We start from the raw sequence: 16,449 nt of genomic DNA on the forward strand, positions 1-16,449 counted from the left end.
CGCAGCCCGGTCACCGCCCCCTGACCACCACCTCCGTCAGCGACAGCGGATCGGTCCGCGACTCCAGCTGGACACGCACGTACCGCCCCTTGGTTCCTTCGAGACCGATACGGGTGGGGCGCTGCGCCCGGCCGTCCATGTGTACGGCCACCACTCCCGGCGTCGCGCGCGCTTCCTCGAGGGAGTCACCGGTGAACGGGGTGTCCGAGACGAGCACCCAGTAGTCGGAGAGCCGCTCGGCGCAGCAGTCGGTGCGGTTCCAGACCTCCGCGGACGCGATCTCGTACGACGTCCCCAGATCGACCTGCCACCACGCCTGGTCGGAGGGTTCCGCGGTGTGGGTCGTGGTGTTGTCGCGGGAGTAGTCGCCCGCGGTGTCGCCGTCCACGGCACGGCCGGGAACGCCGTCCCAGGCCGTGCTCGACTGGGTGGCCGCCTTGCCTCGCGCGATGTCGGGCAGCACCACCTCGGCGCGGCTGCTCAGTTCGACGGCGTCTCTGCCGCCGCCGGAGACGGTGGCCGTCAGCGTCCGGGGGCCGGTGGCGCTGTCGGCGGGCACGGCGAGGGGGAACGAAGCGGTGTGGGTACGGCCCGGCGCCAGGCCGGTGAACTTCTCGCCCGCACCGGTGCTCCACCCGTCCGGCGCGCGCAGCGCCAGGGTGCCGTGTGCCGGGCGGCGCCCGAGGTTGGTCACGTGCACCGCCAGGTCCCGCCGCGAGCCCGCTTCGAGCTGGGGCGGCGCCTGGGTCCAGGACACGAGGCTGCCGGTGGGCGCGATCAGCAACGAGTCCAGGTCCAGGCCCAGTTCCTCCCCCGCGTGCTGCGGCTGCGCCAGGGTGACGCTCACCGGGGTCACCTTCTTGCCGGGTACGGAGAAGGGGCCGACGGCACGCCGGGTCAGGTCCGCGCCCTTCACCAGCCGGGAGTGCTTGCCGACCCGCACCCGGTAGAGAGCCTCTGGGCGGGCGGCCTCGCCACGGACCGCCACCGACAGGTTCTCGGTGCGGTCCGCCGTGATGTGGGCGGTGTGCCGCACCGTCGTCCGGTGGGTGCTGGAGTAGCTGCCGTCGTCGGCGTAGCTGTAGCCGTGCTCGATGTCGGCGGCGTCCAGGACTGCGGCCTTGTCCGGGCCGAGGGCGACCGTGCGCTCCGGAATGATCCGCAGCTCGCCGCCGAGGTCGACCTGCACGACGGGCAGCACCTCGTCGCGCGGCCGTTCGGGCAGCGTCACCACGAGGTCGTCCCCGTCCCAGCGCCACTTGAGCCGGTCGGTCGAGCCGTCCTCGCGGACGTCGCGTACGGAGGTCGCCAGGCCCGGCAGCCGCAGTTCACCGGACTTGGGCCACTGGCTCACGTGCAGGAACAGGTCCCGGTCGTTGACCGTGACCTCGCCCCACGGCTGCCCGCCGAAGCGGGTGGCCGACGCACCGAGTACGGCGCCGGGGTGGCGGTCGAGCCAGTCGCCCATGCCGCGCAGGACGTCGGCCTCGAACTCCACCACCGAACCGTCGCCGCGCGGGCCGATGTTGAGCAGGTAGTTGCCGCCCCGGGCGCGTACGCCGGTGAGACCGCCGACCAGGTCCCTGATCTTGCCGGGCAGGTCCTCGCGCTTCTGCCAGCTGCGGTAGCCCCAGGTCTCGTGGTAGATCGACGCGGGTGTCTGCCAGGCGCCGTCCAGGGCCACCGAGGGGATCTCGTTGTCGCCCAGGGTGCGGAAGTCGCCCTGGTTGTTCCACACCCGGCTGTTGATCGCCGCCTTCGGCTGGAGTTCGCGGACGATGCCGGCGAATTTCCGGCTCTGGGCGGCGGTGGGCGACGACATGTCGAACCACACCTCGGCGATGTCCCCGTACCGGGTCATCAGCTCGCGGAGCTGCCCTTCGATCACGGGTTCCATCGACGCGGGGATCGGATTGTTGTTGTTGCCGTCGAAGTCGTGGCCCTGGTGCCAGTCGACGAGCGAGAAGTAGAAGCCGAACTTCAGCCCCTGGCTGCGGCATTCGTCAGCGAGCGCCTTCAGCGGGTCCTTGCCGTACGGCGTCGCGTCGACGACGTCGTATCCGGTGGTGTCGGTGTCGAACATGGAGAAGCCGTCGTGGTGCTTGCTGGTGATGACCACATAGCGCATCCCCGCCTGCTTCGCGAGGGAGCAGATCTCCGCGGGGTCGAACCGGTCGGGCCTGAACCGCTGGGCGACTTCGAGGTACTCCTCCTCGGAGATGTCGGCCCACATCTGGATCTGTTCGCTGTAGCCCTCGGTGACGGGTTTGCCCTTCCAGACGCCTCCCAGCTCGGAGAACAGGCCCCAGTGGATGAACATCCCGAACTGGAGCTCCTGCCAGGCCGCGAGGTCCTTGTCGTCGCTGGGCTCGATCTCGCCGGGTATGCCTTGCGTGCGTGGGCCGCCGGTGGGTTCCGTCTGCGTGGCGACCGCTGCGGGAGGGCTTGCCATGGCTGCTCCGAGGGCGAGCAGGAGCGCGAGCACGACGCCGAGCACCTTGCGCATCACGAATCTCCTCCACAACGGCCCTTGCTGATTCATCCGACGTTAAGAGCAAAAGCAGGGGCTCTACGCGTCACGAGGGGGATCTGAGGGCGGGTACATCGGATGTTAGATGCGCGGGGGCGTGGCGTCACCACCCCCGACAGGCCGACTTCGGACAGATACCGGTTTCTATTCGGCGGCGCTCAACTGGCCTTTCCCTCTTGAGCGTTCAGCACAGGCCGTGCTAGAAACCGCTTACTCTCCCCCGTCACACGGATGGCACACAGCCACGCGAGCCCCATCCCCCCACTCGCAAGGAGCCCCCTCATGCGCAAGCGAACCGGCACCCTCACGGCCGCCGCCTCGTCACTGGTCCTGCTCACCGCGGCACCCGCCGACGCCTCCGTCATCTGGGACGGGGACGCCTCGGCGGGGACCGGCGTGTTCTCCTCGACGCTGTGCGACGCACCCGGCAGCGTCACGGCGCAGGACAACGGCGACGGCCGCGGCCAGGTCTTCAAGTTCAACAAGCCGCTCGGCCTGGAGCGTTGCGAGGCGCACGGGATCAGCGTCGGCGGCTCGCGGTACACCTTCAAGAACGACTCGACGTACTGGATCGGCTGGGACACCTCCACCAACACCGCGGACGCGGGCACGATCTTCCAGTGGAAGTCGTACGGCACCAACGACCAACACCAGCAGAACTACCCGGTGTTGATGAAGGTCGAGGGCGGTGTGCTCAAGCTGTTCCACATCGAGGTCGGCGAGAAGTGGACCCTGAAGTGGTCCACTCCCGTCACCACGAGTACGTACAAGCGCATCGTGCTCGGCATCCACACCTCGTCCGACGCCTCCACCGGGTGGGTGTCGGCCTTCTACAACGGCACCAAGGTCGCCGAGTTCTCCGGCCGCACGTGGGACGACCTGGGCAACGACACGCGCTTCGGTTCCTACGGCTCCGACGTCAAGGACAAGCGGGTCATCAACTGGGTCGACGGGCTCAAGGTCGGCACCACGTACGGAGATGTGGACAACTGACCTGACGTCAGGCCGACGCAGGCCCCAGCCGGCCGCCGGACAGCTCCAGCAGGCTGTCGCGATGGCGCTCGCGCAGCGCCCGGTCGTGGGTGACCATCACGACCGGGCCCGTGAACCGCGCGATCGCCTCCTGGAGTTGCTCGACCAGGGCCAGGCTGAGGTGGTTGGTCGGCTCGTCGAGCAGCAGCAGGTGCGGTCGCCGCGAGAACAGCAGCGCGAGTTCGAGGCGTCGCAACTGGCCCACGGAGAGCCGGTTCACCGGCACGTGGAAGTCCGCGGTCCCGAACAGGCCGAACCGGGTCAGCTCCCTCGCGGCGTCGTCGACGTAGGCCGCGCGGTGAGCGGCGAAGGCGTCCAGAACGCCGCGCCGCTCCCGGGAGAAGTTGCTCTCCTGGGGCAAGTAGCCGATGCGCAGGCCTGGTTCGCGTACGACCGCCCCCGCGTCGGGCGTCCGCAGGCCTGCCAGGGCCGCGAGGAGGGTGGTCTTGCCCGCGCCGTTGGCTCCGGTGATCACATGCAGCGAGCCGGGAGCGAGGTCCAGGTCCACGCCACGCACCACGTCGCCGACGAACAGGGCATCGGCCCGCAGCAGTACCCCGTCGGGCAGCTCCGGGCTCTCCGGGGATTCTGAGCCTTCTGGGCTTTCTGAGCCTTCCGGGCTATCTGGGCTTTCCGGCGGCTGGAAGGTCAGCGGCTCGGGAGGGCGATGCACCTCCTCGTCCAGCAGCCGCCCCAATTGCTGCCGGGCGGCTCGGGTCGCGCGCGCGGCGGCGGCCTGGGCGCCGCCCCCGGCGAAGTTGTAGGACAACTTGTCGCTGTCCCGCATTCCACCGAACGTACGGCCGGTCCTGGTGGCCCTGTCGAGCTTCCGCCGGGTCTCCGCCAGCTCCTGACGCCAGTCGCGGTACTCCTGCCACCAGCGGGCCCGGGCCGCGGCACGCTCGTCCAGGTAGTCGCGGTAGCCGCCGCCGTAGCGCACGGTGGTGCCGCGGGAGCCGTCCAGGTCGACGATGGCGGTGACGGCGGTGTCGAGCAGCAGCCGATCGTGCGAGGCGATGAGGCACGGCCCCTGGTACCGGGCCAGCCACTGGACGAGCCAGTCCACCGCACGGTCGTCGAGGTGGTTGGTCGGCTCGTCGAGCAGCAGCCCGGCAGGTTCGGCGAGGACCAGCTCGGCGAGCGCCAGGCGGGAGCGTTCGCCGCCCGACAGCGTGTCGGTGGGGCGAAGCCGGTCCAGGGCGCCGAGACCGAAGACGTCGAGCACCTCACCGACGCGGGCGTCCAGTTCCCAGCCGCCGCGCCGGGCGAACTCGTCCTGGAGTCGGCCGTACTCGGCGAGCACCGCGCTCAGATCGCCCTCGCCCTCGCCGTTGTCCTCGCCCTCGCCGTCGTCCTCGCCCCGGCCGGATGCGTGAGGCCCGGTGGACATCAACTCCTCCGCCGCGCGCATCCGTTCGGCCATGTCGCCGAACTCCGCGGTCGCCCGCGCGAGCACGGTCTCGATGGTCGCACCGGCCGGGAAGCCGGGCTGCTGCGGCAGGAATCCGACCTGGCCCGCGACCGCCCGTACGACCTGGCCGCGCTGGAGCGGCAGTTCACCGGCGAGGGCGCGCAGCAGCGTCGACTTGCCCCGCCCGTTCTCGCCGATCAGGCCCACCCGCTCGCCACGGGACACCTTCAGCGACACATCGCGCAGGACGAGGCGGTCACCGAGCGCGCAGTGCACGTTCTCGGCGAGGAGGTGCGCGGAGCGGTGATCACCGGACAGGACGTCCTGCGCACCGGCCTGTCCCGCGTTCGTTCCGGACATGGGGAGGAGCTCCTGTCTTACGCCGCCGAGAACTGCTGAAGAGCCGTTGAAGAACCGCTGGAGGGCCAGGTGGTCAGTCGGCCAACGGCGTTCCGCAGCGGGAGCAGTAGCGGGCGTCGCGTTCGGCGGCGAGGCGGCCGCAGTCGGGGCAGACACGCCCGAGCAGACAGACCGGCTCGCCCGCGTCGGAGCCGTCGGCCGCCGCCGGATCCGTGCCGAGGGCGGGGTGCCGACGGTGCGCGGTCGTGTAGACGAGCCCCTGCTGCCCCGCGTCCACGCGGCGGGTGACGCCCGCGGGGAGCCAGGCGAGGGCGCCGGGTGTGAGCTGCCAGGTCTCGTCCGGGGTGCGGAGCTCGCCGGTGCCGGTCAGCACGGTGAACAGGACACCGAACTCCTTCTCCGCGTGCTCGCCGACACCCGCACCCGGGGCCAGCCGCACGACGGCGACGTCCAGATCCCTCGCACGCCGGCCGAGCGACCACAGCACGCTGATCTGCCCTCGCCCGGCAGCCGCGGTCTGTTCCGGTCCGACGAAGACCGGAACGGCGGAGGCGGAGGCGGAAGCGGGGGTGCTCATGCGGACTCCAGTCAGCGGTCGGCGGAGGCGCGAGGATCGGGCCGGTCGGCTGCGGAGCCGACGGGATTCGAACCCGCGGGCGAGGTAGGGCAAGGCCCGCCCTGTTCCCGCAAGTCGACGTAAGAGGGGTTTCCCTCACGCCGATCGCAATAGACCGCTCTGCCACGGCTCCGCAACCTGCGGGACCGCGCGATCCCGCTCCGGTGAGGATAGGGAGTGCGCCCGGTGGGGGGCGAGTTGTTTACCGCCACGAGCCGCTGCGCACGGCGGACGCCGCCTAGCCACCCCGCTACCCCGCTACCCGGCTACCCGGCTACCCGGCTACCCGGCTACCCGGCTACCCGGCTACCCGCATCAGGAGATGCCCCCGGCGGAACCGCTCCCCCTCGCCCGGCTCGCGCAGCATCCGGCCGACTTCGGAGAATCCGGCCTCGCGGGCCAGCCCCGCGAGGTCGTCGATCGGCCACCGGTAGGCGGTCGTCACCTTGTGGTCGAACGGCGTGACCGGCTCCCCCTCCGCCTCGAAGAAGCCGAGCAGGAGGTGGCCGCCGGGCGCGAGTACCCGCCGGAACTCGGCGAAGTACGGAGGCAGGTCCCCCGGAGGTGTGTGGATGACCGAGTACCAGGACACGACCCCGTTCAGCTTGCCGTCGGGCAGGTCGAGGGCGTCCATGGAGCCGACCTCGAACCGCAGGCCAGGGTAGGCCTCCCGGGCGAGATCGATCATCGCCGGCGACAGGTCGACGCCGGACATCTCGAGCCCCAGGTCCCGCAGGTGCGCGGTCGTCTGTCCTGGTCCGCAGCCCAGCTCGGCGACAGGTCCGCCGCCGGAGGCCAGCACCAGCTCGGCGAACGCGGCGAGCACCGCACGGTCCAGCGGAAGCTCGTCGAGCGCGTTGCGGGCCATGTCGGCATAGAGGACGGCGACGGCGTCGTAGGCGTCCGCTGTCGCACCGGGGTGGGAGGAAGTCTCAGTCACAAGTGAGGAATCTAGTCCTTGCCCAGCACGCCGACGGCAGCCCCCTCCCCCTCGAACAGGTCCCCAGCGTTCGCGAAGAATGGGCCGGGGCGGCAGTGCCGCCCCGGCCTGGGGTTCCTCGGGTCAGTCGTCCAACTGCGGCAGCATGGTGGCGATCTCGCTGCCCAGCCGCACGACCAGCACATCCTGATGGAGCTGGAGTTGGGGCGTGCGCCTGGGGCCGGGCCCCGGCCTTCCCAGCTCGACGTGGCTGCGCCAGACCTGCTCACCCGTACGCAGATCCAGGCCGGACAGGTCTCCGTTCGGGCTGAAGAAGTACACGACCCCCTGACCCGTCGACACCACGGGAGACGCGATGCCCTCCATCGTGTCCCTGCCGGGCATCTTGACGCCCACCGGTCCGGTCCACAGGGTCTTGCCCGTGGTCAGGGAGTAGGCCGAGGCCTTGCCCTGCCAGTTGACGGTGATCAAATGATTCCCGACGACATCGGCGTTGGCCACCTTCCCCTCGGGCCGATAGGGGTGCGAGGTCTGCTTCCCGGAACCGTCGACGGTCGTCAGCCGCCGGCCCTTGTCCGCCGCCGCCGTCTCCCCCGTCAGGACCATCCGGTCCCCCGAAGTCCCCATGAGCTGCTGCCTGCCGGGGATGGTCGTGACCTTCTTGGCGTTTCCGGTGGCGGGGTCGAGACGGATGACCTCCGTGTCGCCTGGCTTCTCGGTGTCACGCGCGCACAGGAGATGCGGCACGCCGCTCAGCACCGTCCGTTGGCACGCGATGCCCTTGTCCCACGTGTAGTGCCACTTCTCGTCACCGGTCAGCGGGTCGAGGGCCGACATCGTACGAAGCGACGGGGTGTTCGCGAGCATCGCGCCGTCGATGGGCATGGCCGCCTGGTCGGTGCGGTCGTCCTGCGGCATCCTCTGCTTCCACAGCACGTCACCGTCGTCGGCGTCCACCGCCATCAGATCGGTGCCGCCCGCGTAGTCCCCGTCCGGCAGGTTCTTCGCGGTGTGATTGCGGTAGGCGTAGACCACGCCGTCGCGGACGGCGAACGGGTGGTCGATGCCGTCGCCCTCGCGATTGACCTTGACGGTCCACAACCGCTCGCCGGTGTTGGCGTCGAACTTCGCGGCGTCGTACTTGGACCCGCCGCAGTACAGCGCGGAACCGTCCACCAGGCAGCCCCGCTCGCCCGCACCCGTGGCGTCCTTCTGCCACGGCTTCCAGCCCTGTGGCGAAGCCGCGGGCCGCGCGGGCCGGTCCTGCTCGGTGCCGGTGCCGCCCCCGAAACCGAGCACCGCTCCCACGCTGATCGCGGCAACGGCCATCGCCGCCCCGGCGGCCTGCGAGAAGCGGCGCCTGCCGCGTCGCCGCACCACCTGCTCGACCAGATCCCCCGGCGCCCGCACCCGGTCCAGGTCGACCGCGTGCAGGGTTTCCCGGACCTTCTCCTCCACCCGCTCCGTCGTCATCCCCGCATCTCCTTCGCCGCGTAGCTGAGCGCCTGGACCTGTTCCGCGGGCCTTTCGGGCCCGAGCTCGGGCACCAGGGCCCGGAGCTTGGCGAGCGACCTGTGGGCCGTACTGCGCACCGTGCCGACCGGGCATCTCAGCAGCGCCGCCACCTCGGCCTCCGGCAGATCCTCGAAGTAGCGCAGTACGATCACGGCCCGCTGCCGCTTCGTCAGGCGACGCAGCGCCGCCCACAGCGCGATCCGCAGCTCGGAACCGGCCTCGGCGCCCTCCGTGCCGGACTCGGGCAGCACGGGCACCGTCGTCTCGGCACGGTGCCCGCGCAGCCGCCACCGGTTGACCTGCTGGCGGTACATGATCTGGCGGATGTACGCCTCGGGCTGCTCGATGCGCGCCCAGCGCCCGTAGGCCTTCATCAGCGCAATCTGCAGCAGATCCTCCGCCGCATGCCGGTCCCCTCCGGTGAGCAGCACCGCGAGCCGCAGCAGCGCGGTGGAGCGCATCGCTACGAACTCCCGGAACTCGTCGTGACTTGAGGCCTCCATCGACCCTCCCCTTCTTGGCAACCATCACGACGCGACGGGCCACCCGCCGCTATCCATCGGCGGGGGAGAATCTGTGATCGGATTCAGCCGTTGCGTCGGGGCAGCCGTACGACCTGGACGAAGAAGTCGTCGATCTGGCGTACCGCGGCGATGAACTGGTCCAGGTCGACCGGCTTGGTCACGTAGGCGTTGGCGTGCAGTTTGTAGCTGCGCAGGATGTCCTCCTCGGCCGCCGACGTGGTGAGCACGACCACCGGGATGTCCTTCAGGTCCGCGTCCGACTTGATCCTCTCCAGGACCTGGCGCCCGTCGTACTTGGGGAGGTTGAGGTCGAGCAGGATGAGATCGGGGCGCGGCACGCCCACGTACTCACCGCGCTGATAGAGGAAGTCGAGCGCCTGCTCGCCGTCCCGGGCCACGTGCAGCTTGTTGCGGATCTTGTTGTCCTGGAACGCCTCGCGCGTCATCAGTTCGTCGCCCGGGTCGTCCTCCACGAGGAGCACGTCGATCGGGGTGGCGGGAGGGGTGGTCATCTCAGGGCCTTTTCCTCGGTGCGGGCTTCGGTGGTGACATCCGCTTCAGTGGTCACGTCCGCTTCGGTGGTGACATCCGCTTCGGTTTCGGACGGCAGGGTGAAGCAGATGCGCGTTCCCCCTGTGTGGCCGCTGTCGATCCAGATGTGGCCGCCGTGATACTCGACGATCTTCTTGCAGAGGGCCAGGCCGATGCCGGTGCCCCCGTAGGCATCGCGGCCGTGCAGGCGTTGAAAGATCACGAAGACCTTCTCCGCGAACTCCTCGGGGATGCCGATGCCGTTGTCGGCGACCCCGAAGTTCCAGGCGCCGGAGCTCGCGTCCTGATCGCAGGTGATCTGGATCCGCGGGGTGCGCTCGGGGTGGTGGAACTTGACGGCGTTGCCGACGAGGTTCTGCCAGAGCATCGTGAGGAGCGTCGGGTCGCCGACGGTCTCGGGCAGCTTCTGGGGGCGTTCGACGAGCGCGCCGGTGTCCCTGACGGAGGTTTCCAGGTTGGCCAGCGCCTTGGTGAGGGCCTGGTCGAGGTCGACGGGCACCCGGGCGTCGTTCAGGCGCCCCACGCGGGAGAAGGTGAGCAGGTCGTTGATGAGGACCTGCATGCGCTTGGCGCCGTCGACCGCGAAGTCGATGTACTGCTTGGCCCGGTCGTCGAGGGCGTCTCCGTACCGCTTCTCGAGCAGTTGGCAGAAGGAGGCGACCTTGCGCAGGGGCTCCTGCAGATCGTGGGACGCGACGTAGGCGAACTGTTCCAGCTCGGCGTTGGAGCGCCGCAGTTCCACGGCCTGGGCGTCCAGTTCGGCCGCCTGCTGGGTCAGCGCGTCCCGCTGGCGGCGTGAGGCCCCCAGCTCCTCCAGCATCTGCTGCCGCATGCCCTCCACGTCCCTTGCCACCGCCCTGAGGTCCGCGGGACCGTGGACCGTGATGACGTGGTCGAAATCGCCGCGCGCCACCTGCCGCGACGAGGCACGCAACGCCTCCAAGGGGCGGGCCACCAGCACCCGAACCAGGAATGCCAGGGCGATCCCGGCCAGCAGGAAGACCGCCACCATGGCGCCGAGGATCACGGTGCGCACCGCGCGGGTGCGGTCCAGCTCGTCCTTGCCGTCGATGACGGCCCGGCCCAGATCGTCGTTCTGCGCGCCCCACACCGTGCGGACCTGGTCGAAGACCTGCTTGCCGCGCTCGGCGTTCTTCGCCGCGAGTGCGCGGGGTTCACCGGGCGTCACGTCGGACACCAGGGGGTCGGCGTAGTCGCGCCGCCAGTCCGCCGCCTCCCGCTGGACCGCCTTGAGGTCCGCCATCAGTGTGGGCCGGTCCCCGATGAGGTCGTGCAGTCGGGCGGCGGCGCGGGCCTCGTCCCGCTTTCCCTGGACATAGGGGTCCAGGAACTGGCGGTCGGCGGTGATGGCGTAGCCCCGGACGCCGGTCTCCTGGTTCACCAGAGCGGCCTGGAGTCGGTACGCCTGTGTCCGGGCCGGCTGAATGCGGTCGGTGAGCTCGTCGGTCACGTCCGCGGTCTGCCCCAGCAGCCGGGCACCGACCACGGTGCCGACCACCACCAGGAGCACCATCAGGGCCAGCACCAGCTGGAACCATCCCCGCACCGTCAGCCGACGGCCGATCCATGCCCTGCTCTTCGTCTCAACCACGGCGTTGTTCTCCGATACCGCTCTTGTAGCGCCCCTCGATCACCGCTCGCGTCGGCCCTTCGCCGTCCCCGTGCCAGTGCAGGTGCACCACGGCCACGTCGTCGGCCAGGCCGCCCTGCGCCTCGGCGAGGTCCTCGGCACGCTGGATCAGCGTGTCGACGAATGCCTCCGGTGCCAGACCGGCCAGCTCGCGTGCGAGGCGCAGCAGTCCGTCCTCGCCGAGCCGCTCGCGGCCGTTGCCGACATGCCCTTCGAAGAGGCCGTCGGTGAACAGCACCAGCGCCGAGCGTGCGGGAAGGGGCACTTCCTCGACCGGCCAGCGCGGCACGCCGCGCGCGACGCCCAGGGCAGGTCCGCCGGCCACCTCCACCCACTCGACGCCGCCGTCCGCCGTGCGCAGCAGCATCCCGGGGTGGCCCGCCCGCGTCAGGCGCACGTGTTGTGCCCCCGCCGGAACGGAGAGGCTCGTCAGGGTGGCGAAGACATACGGCTTGACCCGCTCCGCCAGCATGATCTCCTCGAGCCTGCCCACCTGCTCGGGGCCGGTGACGCCGCTGAGCACCAGCGTGCGCCAGGCGATGCGCAGTGCCACGCCGAGGGCCGCCTCGTCGGGGCCGTGGCCGGAGACGTCGCCTATGAGCGCGTGGACGGTGCCGTCCGCGCTCTGGACGATGTCGTAGAAGTCGCCGCCCAGCAGGGCCTGGGCGCGGCCGGGCCGGTAGCGGGCCACGACGTCCACGCCCGCGCTGTTCAGGAGCGGCCTCGGCAGCAGCCCCCGCTCCAGGCGGGCGTTCTCCTGTGCCTGCATCTGGCTGGCCCGCAGGGCGACGGCCGCCCGCTCGGCCTGCTTGCGCTGGATCGCGTAGCGCACGGCCCGGCCGAAGAGCTCCGGTTCCACCCGGCCCTTGACCAGGTAGTCCTGGGCCCCCGCGGCCACGGCGGCCAGGCCGGTCTCCTCCTCGGCGAGGCCCGTGAGCACGACGACCGCGACCCGCTCGGCATGGGCCCGGACCATGGAGACGGCTTCCAGCCCTTGGGCATCGGGCAGATGCAGGTCCAGCAGTACACAGTCCGGCACTTCCATGGCGAGCGCTTCTCGGGCCTCGGCCATGGAGCGCACCCACCGCAGCCGCATCTTCAAGGCGCTGTCGGCGACGAGTTCCTCGACCAGAAGCGCGTCGCCGGGGTCGTCCTCGATCAGCAGCACCAACGGCGGCGACAACTGCCGGGTCCCGGCAGTGTCGTTCTCGACGGCCGATCGCACGCCGGAAGTCCCTGGCTGTGACGCCACCGCTCCGCTCCCGCCTTCCTCACCCGGTAAATCCGCCTGGCCGCGTGGCCGTTGTCGACGGCACCACCGCGGCGGACCCGCGCGCAGTGACCGTCGAATGGTCTCCGGATCTTCGCACAACGCACACAGCGCTCGGTAGCGAACCGTTCAGGCGCTACTGCCCCACCCTGCCGTCGATACATTCCCGCAACAGGTCGGCCTGCCCGCAGTGCCGGGCGTACTCCTCGATCCTGTGCACCATCAGCTCCCGGACCGCGAAGCCGTCCTTGCCCAACCGCTCCCCCAGGTCCGGATGCTCGGCCAGCTCGGCGTCCATCGCGGCCTGCTCGCGCGCCAGGTCGGCGTACGCGGCATCGACCTGGGACTGCTCGCCCACCGCACCGTGGAAGTCCGCGTCGCGCTCGCCGTACAGCTTCGGCAGCGGGTCGCCCTCCCTGATCCAGTTGCGCCAGTCCCGTTCCACCTCGGCGAGGTGCCGCAACAGGCCGAGCAGCGACATCGTCGACGGCGGAACCGACCGCAGGGCCAGCTGCTCCGCGTCCAGGCCGTCACATTTCATCCGCAGGGTGATGCGGTAACTCGACAGGAAGTCCTGGAGGGTCGCCAGTTCGCCGTCGGGGCTCACTCCGTCGCTGTTGCGGGGGTCGTCGTCCGGGTCGGCCCACATGTCGGGGTAGGTGGTCGCCTTGGTCCATCGTTCGGGTTGGTCGCTCATGCGGGCCATGGTTGACCGTGCGGACCCGGTGCGCCACCGACTTTCGCCGTCCGGCTCGACGCCGGTCCTTCAGCGCCAGTCCGGAGCCCCCGAAACGGGTGACAGGAGGCTCTCGATCTTCGTCTGGACGTCCCGCATGACGGACACGACGCGGCTCTGGTGTGCGTCGGTGAGCCGGGCCACGGGCACCGAGCAGCTGATGGCGTCGACGGCCGGAGCGTCGTACCGCAGGGCGAAGCCGAAGCCCGCGATGCCGCTCACCGTCTCCTCGCGGTCGATGGCGTAGCCGCGCTCACGCACCCGCTCCAGGTCGGCGAGGAGCGCGGCGCGGTCGACGTGCGTGCTCTGCGTGAAAGCGGTCAACGGTTCGTCGGCGAGCGGGAGTTCGCTCTCCGGGCGCTCGGCGAGCAGTGCCTTTCCGAGGGCTCCGGCGTGCGCGGGGACGCGGCGGCCGACCCGGCTGATGGTGCGCAGGTACTCGTGGGACTCCCGGGTCGCGAGGTACACGACGTTCGGTCCGTCGAGCCGCGCCAGGTGGATCGTCTCACCGAGAGCGTCCGAGGCCTCGTCCAGGTACGGGCGGATGGCGTGCACCCGCGCGTCGCCGTCGAGGTAACTCGTGCCGGTGAGCAGCGTGCGGATCCCGATGCCGTAGAGGGATCCGGTGGTGTCCGTGCGCACCCAGCCGCAGTCGATCAGCGTCCGCAGCAGTTGGTACATGCTGCTGCGGGGCACGTCCAGCTCTTCGGCGAGCTCGTCCAGGCGGGCCGGCCGGTCGGCGCGTTCGGCGAGCAGTTCAAGGAGCGCGACGGTCCGCAGCGCCGACTTCACCCCTCGGACTCCCGGCCCGGCGGCCTCGGGTTCCGTTCCGCTCTGCGCCATGCGCCCATCGTAGATCCGCCGCGCACACCCATTGACCCCCGTGGTTCATGACTCTAGCCTCCATTCTCATACGTGGACGCCATCTGCATATAGAGATGAGATTCATGAACAAGCTCAGTACGACGAGGCACGAAGAACCCCAGGACGTCGCCCAGCGGCTGCGGGAGGGCATGGCGCGCGGTGTGCTGTCCTTCCCCCTCACCAGCATGGACAGCGAGGGCGGCCTAGATCTGGAGTCCTACCGCTCCTATCTGACGGCCCAGTTGGCGACGGAGCCGGGCGCGGTGTTCCCCGCGTGCGGCACCGGGGAGTTCTTCTCGCTCGACGAGGAGGAGTACCGCGCGGTCATCAGGGTCACGGTCGAGGTCGCCGACGGCCGGCTGCCGGTGGTGGCGGGCACCGGATACGGGTGGGCCCAGTCGCTGCGGTTCGCCCGGATCGCCCAGGAGGAGGGCGCGGACGCCCTGTTGGTGATGCCCCACTACCTGGTCGAGGCATCGCAGGACGGCCTGGTGGAACAGTTGCGCCGCCTCTCCGCCGGCACCCGGCTCCCCCTCATCGCCTACCAGCGCGGCCAGGTCACCTTCGACGCCGACGCCCTGCGCCGGATCGCCGCGATCCCCTCCGTCATCGGCCTCAAGGACGGGCACAGCGACCTCGACCGGCTGCAGCGCCTCACCCTGGCCGCCCCTGAAGGCTTCCTCTTCTTCAACGGCGCCTCCACCGCGGAGATCCAGGCCCGTGCGTACGCCACCGTCGGCGTCCCCGCCTACTCCTCCGCCGTCCACGCCTTCGCGCCCGAGATCGCCGACGCCTTCTTCACCGCGCTGCGGGAGCGGGACGACGCCGCCGTGGACCGTCTCCTTCGGGAGTTCTACGTCCCGCTGGTCGAACTGCGCGACCGGGCGCCGGGGTACGCCGTCTCGCTGGTCAAGGCCGCCGCCCGGCTGCGCGGTCTGCCGGTCGGACCGGTGCGCGCGCCCCTCACCGACCCCGGCCCGCAGGACGTCGCCGATCTGGAGAAGGTCCTCGACGCCGGTCTTGATCTGGTCCGGGCCATGCGGCGCGAGGCCTGAACACACCCGCATACACAGTTCAAAGGGGAACTGAAATGCCGCTCGTCGTAGTCGGGATCAGCGTCTTGGTCCTGCTGTTCCTCATGACCCGGCTGAAGCTGAACGGATTCGCCGCCCTGCTGTTCGTGGCGGTCGCCGTCGCGCTGGTGCAGGGGATTCCGGTGGCCACCATCCCCGACGTCCTCTCGGAGGGCATCGGCGGCCAGATCGGCGACACGATGCTCGTCATCGGGCTCGGCGCCATGGTCGGCCGCGTCATGGGGGACTCCGGTGCCGCACAGCGCATCGCCAACAAGATGCTGGACGCCTTCGGACCGCGGTGGGTCCAAGTGGCCATGGTGGTCACGTCCATGCTCATCGGCGTCACCATGTTCTACGAAGTCGCCTTCATCATCATCGTGCCGATCGCCTTCACCCTCGTACGCGTCACCGGGGCGAAGCTGCTGTGGATCGGCCTTCCGATGTCCATCACCCTCTCCACGATGCACAGCTTCCTGCCGCCGCACCCCGGCCCCACCGCCGTGGCCGCGACGTTCCACGCCTCGGTCGGACTGACCCTGGTCTACGGCCTGTTCATCGCGATACCCGCCGGTGCGCTGATCGCGCTGGCGTGGCCGCGGCTTCCGTTCATCAGGGCGATGAATCCCTCCATCCCCAAGGGCCTGGTCAGCGAGCGCGAGTTCACCGACGAGGAGATGCCCGGCATGGGCTGGGCCCTGACCGTGGCGCTCTTCCCCGTCGTACTGATCGCCGGTGCGTCGGTGACCGAGATGGCCACCTCGGGCGAGACCCCGCTCCTGCACTTCGTCGCCTTCATCGGCTCGGCACCGATCGCGCTCCTGCTGACCCTCCTCCTGGCCATCTGGGCGTTCGGGCCGCGCATCGGCCGCAGCCTGGCCGACGTCAGCGCTTCCTGTACGTCGGCGGCGCAGGCCATGGCCATGATCCTGCTGGTGATCGGAGCGGGCGGCGCCTTCAAGAACGTCCTCGTCGAAGGCGGCATCGCCGACCACATCAAGGACACCACCGACAGCTGGCCCGTCTCCCCGCTCATCCTCGCGTGGCTCATCGCGGTGATCCTGCGCATCGCCCTCGGCTCCGCCACGGTCGCCGTCGTCACCGCCTCCGGCGTGGTGCTGCCACTGCTGGCGAACAGCGGCGTCCACCCCGAGATCCTGGTGCTCGCCGTCTCCTGCGGGTCGATCGCCTTCTCGCACGTCAACGACCCCGGATTCTGGCTGTTCAAGGAGTACTTCAACCTCTCGGTCATCGAGGCGATCAAGGTCCGCACCACGTATACGACGGTGCTCGCGATCCTCGGCCTCGGCGGCGTGCTCACGGTGGAGTGGGCCCTGGACGTCCTCAGCCTCTGACCGCCCGGCCGACCACCACT

The 16,449-nt window shown here is 70.3% G+C and carries 14 protein-coding genes and 1 tRNA gene; 3 read left to right on the forward strand and 12 right to left on the reverse strand.

Going from position 1 to position 16,449, the window contains the following annotated elements:
* Positions 1-10: 10 nt before the first annotated feature.
* The gene (locus ACFUPX_RS24655; RefSeq protein WP_383326481.1) at positions 11-2,506 is read right to left on the reverse strand and encodes an alpha-L-fucosidase; all 2,496 of its coding nucleotides are present in this window, start codon (positions 2,504-2,506) and stop codon (positions 11-13) included.
* 306 nt (positions 2,507-2,812) lie between these two features.
* Here ACFUPX_RS24655 and ACFUPX_RS24660 point away from each other — a divergent pair, with 306 nt between their 5' ends.
* Positions 2,813-3,523 carry a hypothetical protein gene (locus ACFUPX_RS24660; protein ID WP_383326484.1) on the forward strand — a complete coding sequence of 237 codons (711 nt, stop codon included), beginning with the start codon at positions 2,813-2,815 and terminating at the stop codon, positions 3,521-3,523.
* A 7-nt stretch (positions 3,524-3,530) separates the two neighbouring features.
* Here ACFUPX_RS24660 and ACFUPX_RS24665 read toward each other — a convergent pair whose 3' ends face one another.
* The 11 genes from ACFUPX_RS24665 to ACFUPX_RS24715 all read right to left on the reverse strand — a co-directional run bounded on the left by ACFUPX_RS24665 (position 3,531) and on the right by ACFUPX_RS24715 (position 13,980).
* Positions 3,531-5,333, reverse strand: coding sequence for an ABC-F family ATP-binding cassette domain-containing protein (locus tag ACFUPX_RS24665; protein ID WP_383326487.1), 1,803 nt, complete (start codon positions 5,331-5,333; stop codon positions 3,531-3,533).
* Between the two features lie 73 nt (positions 5,334-5,406).
* Positions 5,407-5,910 (reverse strand): AraC family ligand binding domain-containing protein, encoded by a 504-nt coding sequence (locus tag ACFUPX_RS24670; RefSeq protein WP_383326490.1) that lies wholly within the window; start codon positions 5,908-5,910, stop codon positions 5,407-5,409.
* A 52-nt stretch (positions 5,911-5,962) separates the two neighbouring features.
* Positions 5,963-6,082 (reverse strand) — tRNA-OTHER (locus tag ACFUPX_RS24675).
* Between the two features lie 165 nt (positions 6,083-6,247).
* Entirely contained in the window at positions 6,248-6,889 is a 642-nt protein-coding gene (locus ACFUPX_RS24680; protein ID WP_383326493.1) for a class I SAM-dependent DNA methyltransferase, read from the reverse strand.
* A 123-nt stretch (positions 6,890-7,012) separates the two neighbouring features.
* Positions 7,013-8,362: a PQQ-binding-like beta-propeller repeat protein gene (locus tag ACFUPX_RS24685; protein WP_383326496.1), complete on the reverse strand. Its 1,350-nt coding sequence runs from the start codon at positions 8,360-8,362 to the stop codon at positions 7,013-7,015.
* A complete protein-coding gene (locus ACFUPX_RS24690) occupies positions 8,359-8,907 on the reverse strand; it encodes a SigE family RNA polymerase sigma factor (protein ID WP_383326499.1) in 549 nt (182 codons plus the stop codon). Before ACFUPX_RS24690 ends, ACFUPX_RS24685 begins: the two co-directional genes overlap by 4 nt.
* A gap of 83 nt (positions 8,908-8,990) precedes the next feature.
* Positions 8,991-9,440: a response regulator gene (locus ACFUPX_RS24695; RefSeq protein ID WP_383326502.1), complete on the reverse strand. Its 450-nt coding sequence runs from the start codon at positions 9,438-9,440 to the stop codon at positions 8,991-8,993.
* Entirely contained in the window at positions 9,437-11,014 is a 1,578-nt protein-coding gene (locus tag ACFUPX_RS24700) for a CHASE3 domain-containing protein (RefSeq protein ID WP_383326617.1), read from the reverse strand. The genes ACFUPX_RS24695 and ACFUPX_RS24700 overlap by 4 nt, the downstream gene beginning before the upstream one ends.
* A 70-nt stretch (positions 11,015-11,084) precedes the next feature.
* A complete protein-coding gene (locus tag ACFUPX_RS24705; protein WP_383326505.1) occupies positions 11,085-12,356 on the reverse strand; it encodes a PP2C family protein-serine/threonine phosphatase in 1,272 nt (423 codons plus the stop codon).
* 181 nt (positions 12,357-12,537) lie between these two features.
* A complete protein-coding gene (locus ACFUPX_RS24710; protein ID WP_383326508.1) occupies positions 12,538-13,107 on the reverse strand; it encodes a DinB family protein in 570 nt (189 codons plus the stop codon).
* Positions 13,108-13,167: 60 nt separating this feature from the next.
* Positions 13,168-13,980 (reverse strand): IclR family transcriptional regulator, encoded by an 813-nt coding sequence (locus ACFUPX_RS24715; RefSeq protein WP_383326511.1) that lies wholly within the window; start codon positions 13,978-13,980, stop codon positions 13,168-13,170.
* A gap of 104 nt (positions 13,981-14,084) precedes the next feature.
* Between ACFUPX_RS24715 and ACFUPX_RS24720 the strand changes: the two genes are divergently transcribed.
* Positions 14,085-15,056: a 5-dehydro-4-deoxyglucarate dehydratase gene (locus ACFUPX_RS24720; RefSeq protein WP_383326514.1), complete on the forward strand. Its 972-nt coding sequence runs from the start codon at positions 14,085-14,087 to the stop codon at positions 15,054-15,056.
* A 35-nt stretch (positions 15,057-15,091) separates the two neighbouring features.
* On the forward strand, positions 15,092-16,429 hold the full coding sequence (locus tag ACFUPX_RS24725; protein WP_383326517.1) for a gluconate:H+ symporter: 1,338 nt from the start codon (positions 15,092-15,094) through the stop codon (positions 16,427-16,429).
* Positions 16,430-16,449: the final 20 nt, after the last annotated feature.

This window comes from Streptomyces sp. NPDC057302 (genome assembly GCF_042667685.1).
Lineage (GTDB): Bacteria > Actinomycetota > Actinomycetes > Streptomycetales > Streptomycetaceae > Streptomyces.

Coding starts and splice junctions, on each gene's coding strand:
- ACFUPX_RS24710 (WP_383326508.1), bottom strand. CDS start 13,107: ATGGCCCGCATGAGCGACCAACCCGAACGATGGACCAAGGCGACCACC.
- ACFUPX_RS24715 (WP_383326511.1), bottom strand. CDS start 13,980: ATGGCGCAGAGCGGAACGGAACCCGAGGCCGCCGGGCCGGGAGTCCGA.
- ACFUPX_RS24695 (WP_383326502.1), bottom strand. CDS start 9,440: ATGACCACCCCTCCCGCCACCCCGATCGACGTGCTCCTCGTGGAGGAC.
- ACFUPX_RS24725 (WP_383326517.1), top strand. CDS start 15,092: ATGCCGCTCGTCGTAGTCGGGATCAGCGTCTTGGTCCTGCTGTTCCTC.
- ACFUPX_RS24690 (WP_383326499.1), bottom strand. CDS start 8,907: ATGGAGGCCTCAAGTCACGACGAGTTCCGGGAGTTCGTAGCGATGCGC.
- ACFUPX_RS24720 (WP_383326514.1), top strand. CDS start 14,085: ATGAACAAGCTCAGTACGACGAGGCACGAAGAACCCCAGGACGTCGCC.
- ACFUPX_RS24685 (WP_383326496.1), bottom strand. CDS start 8,362: ATGACGACGGAGCGGGTGGAGGAGAAGGTCCGGGAAACCCTGCACGCG.
- ACFUPX_RS24700 (WP_383326617.1), bottom strand. CDS start 11,014: ATGGTGCTCCTGGTGGTGGTCGGCACCGTGGTCGGTGCCCGGCTGCTG.
- ACFUPX_RS24660 (WP_383326484.1), top strand. CDS start 2,813: ATGCGCAAGCGAACCGGCACCCTCACGGCCGCCGCCTCGTCACTGGTC.
- ACFUPX_RS24670 (WP_383326490.1), bottom strand. CDS start 5,910: ATGAGCACCCCCGCTTCCGCCTCCGCCTCCGCCGTTCCGGTCTTCGTC.
- ACFUPX_RS24655 (WP_383326481.1), bottom strand. CDS start 2,506: ATGCGCAAGGTGCTCGGCGTCGTGCTCGCGCTCCTGCTCGCCCTCGGA.
- ACFUPX_RS24665 (WP_383326487.1), bottom strand. CDS start 5,333: ATGTCCGGAACGAACGCGGGACAGGCCGGTGCGCAGGACGTCCTGTCC.